Origin of the sequence: Streptomyces phytophilus, assembly GCF_013870535.1 — a bacterium.
In the GTDB taxonomy this organism is placed as follows: domain Bacteria; phylum Actinomycetota; class Actinomycetes; order Streptomycetales; family Streptomycetaceae; genus Streptomyces; species Streptomyces phytophilus.
Genome location: NZ_JACBXC010001067.1, coordinates 1 through 2130, shown reverse-complemented (window position 1 = coordinate 2130; position 2130 = coordinate 1). Strand labels below are relative to the sequence as shown.

The 2130-nt window shown below is 75.4% G+C and carries 2 protein-coding genes; both read right to left on the bottom strand.

Annotated elements, in window-relative coordinates; all coding sequences use genetic code 11:
* Positions 1-279: 279 nt before the first annotated feature.
* Entirely contained in the window at positions 280-819 is a 540-nt protein-coding gene (locus H5J30_RS29085; RefSeq protein WP_181790256.1) for a winged helix-turn-helix domain-containing protein, read from the bottom strand.
* Between the two features lie 38 nt (positions 820-857).
* Positions 858-2130: sulfatase family protein (locus H5J30_RS29080; RefSeq protein WP_181790255.1), on the bottom strand; the 1273-nt coding region annotated here is incomplete at its 5' end.

The following is a 2130-nucleotide window of genomic DNA, read 5'->3' as shown; positions in this document are numbered from 1 at the left end:
GAGCGTGACGAAGTCCAGACCGCCCTGCTCGGCCAGGCGCACCAGCCGGGTCCAGCGCGCGTACGGCGGCGGGGGGCCGGCGCCGCCGGCCCCCGCGGGGAGGTGGTCGGCGGTCGCGTCGTCGAGGGCTGCGGAGAGGTGCAGTTGGGCGGCCATGGGGAGCACGCCTTTCGGTGTCGGAGGGACCAGCGGGACCAGTGGGACCAGCAGGACCGGAGGGCCGGGAGAGTGCGGGGAGCGGGGTGAGCAGGAGGGGCGGGGAGCGGGCCGGCGGGCGCGTCAGGGCTCGATCGGCTCGTACTTGTAGCCCATGCGCCGGACCGTGACGATCCGGTGCCGGTGGGCCGCGCCGAGCTTGCGGCGCAGCCGCGCGACGTGGACGTCGACCGTGCGGCCGTCGCCGACGTGGCTGTAGCCCCAGACGGTGGTCACCAGCGACTCGCGCGAGTGCACCCGCCGCGGGTGGGCGACGAGATGGGCCAGCAGCTCGAACTCCAGGAACGTCAGGTCCATCGGCTGCCCGTCCACCTCGGCCACCCGGCGCTCCACGTCGATGCGCACGGGGCCGCCGGATCCGCCGGGCGGCGGGTCCGGCGGCCCCGCGCTGTGCGGCGCGTGGTGCAGCGGCGCGGCGTCGGCGCCCTCGGCGAGCAGGTCGGCGGGGTCCAGGCCAGGCGGTACGAGCACGACGTAGCCGACGAGCGGCTTGCCGTCCGCGGTGCGCTCGCCGTGCCGCACGGGTTCGCGCACCAGACGCAAGTGGCGCACGGCGCCCGCGGCTTCGCCCCCGGCTGCCGGGGCGGGAAGTGAGTGGGTCATCGGTCGGTCTCCTTCGGGTGTCGGAGCGGGGCGGGCGGTCAGCCGGCGGCCTGCGCGGGGTACGGCAGCAGGCCGGCGTCCGTCTCCTCCCACGCGGTACGCAGCCGGGCCAGCAGCCCGGGCCGTACGGTCGCCTTGTCGGCCCGCTCGCGCGGGTCGTGGGCGAGGTCGAAGAGGCGGTCCGCGCCGTCCTTGCCGCGGTGGTACTTCCAGTCGCCGCGGCGCAGTGCCCGCTCGCCGCGCACCCGCCAGAACAGGTCGCGCTCGGGCGGGTCCTCGCCGCGCAGCAGGTAGCCGGCGAGGCTGCGGCCGTCCAGCGGGTGGGAGGCGGCCGGGCGGGCGCCGCCCAGCTCCAGCAGCGTGGCGGTCCAGTCGGGGGAGTACAGCGGCACGTGGCTGACCTGGCCGCCGTCGAGCCGCGCGGGCCAGCGGGCGATCTGCGGTATGCGTATCCCGCCCTCCTGGAGCGATGCCTTCTCGCCCGACAGCGGCCACTGGTGGGACCAGCGCTCGCCGCCGTTGTCGCTGGCGAAGACGACGAGGGTGTCCCGCTCCTGCCCGCTCGCGCGCAGCGCGGCGAGCACCTGGCCGACGGAGCGGTCGAGGTCCTCGACCATCTCGCGGTACTTCTCCAGCGACCCGCCGTCGGCGTGCCACAGCGCGCGGCCGTCGCCGGCCTTGATGCGGCGGACGATCTCGGCGCTCTCCGCCTCGTCGCCGTCGGCGATCCACGGCCAGTGCGGGGTGGTGAAGTTGAGGTTCAGCAGCCACGGCCGGGAGTCGCGGGTGCGCAGGTGCCGCACGGCCCGCTCGGTGAGCACTCTGGTGTAGTAGCGCAGGTCGCGGTACTCGACCTCGCCCTCGTACAGGTCGTACTCGCCGCCGGAGCCGAGCTTGGAGTAGTACTCCAGGGCGCCGCCGAAGTTGCCGAAGAAGCTGTCCCAGCCGGAGCGTGTCGGGCTGTAGACCGGCAGGAAGCCGCAGTGCCACTTGCCGATGAGCGCCGTCTCGTACCCGGCGCCGCGCAGCAGCGACGCCAGCGTCGGGTGGCCGGGCTCCAGGCCCGCGGACCTGTCGGCGATCGGCTCGGCGAGCCCGCCCTCCGTACGCCCCGGGTGCCGGCCGGTGTAGAGGGAGAAGCGGGTCGGCGAGCAGGTCGCCGAGCCCGAGTACGCCTGGGTGAACCGCACGCCCTGGCGGGCGAGCCGGTCCAGGTGCGGGGTGCGGATGTGCGGGGACCCGTAGCTGGAGAGGTCGGCCCAGCCGAGGTCGTCGGCCCAACATCCTGTTCGTCCTCGCCGACGACCTCGG

Bases quoted from the DNA above. Each gene is read 5' to 3' on its own strand.
- H5J30_RS29085 (WP_181790256.1), bottom strand. From the start codon at position 819: ATGACCCACTCACTTCCCGCCCCGGCAGCCGGGGGCGAAGCCGCGGGC.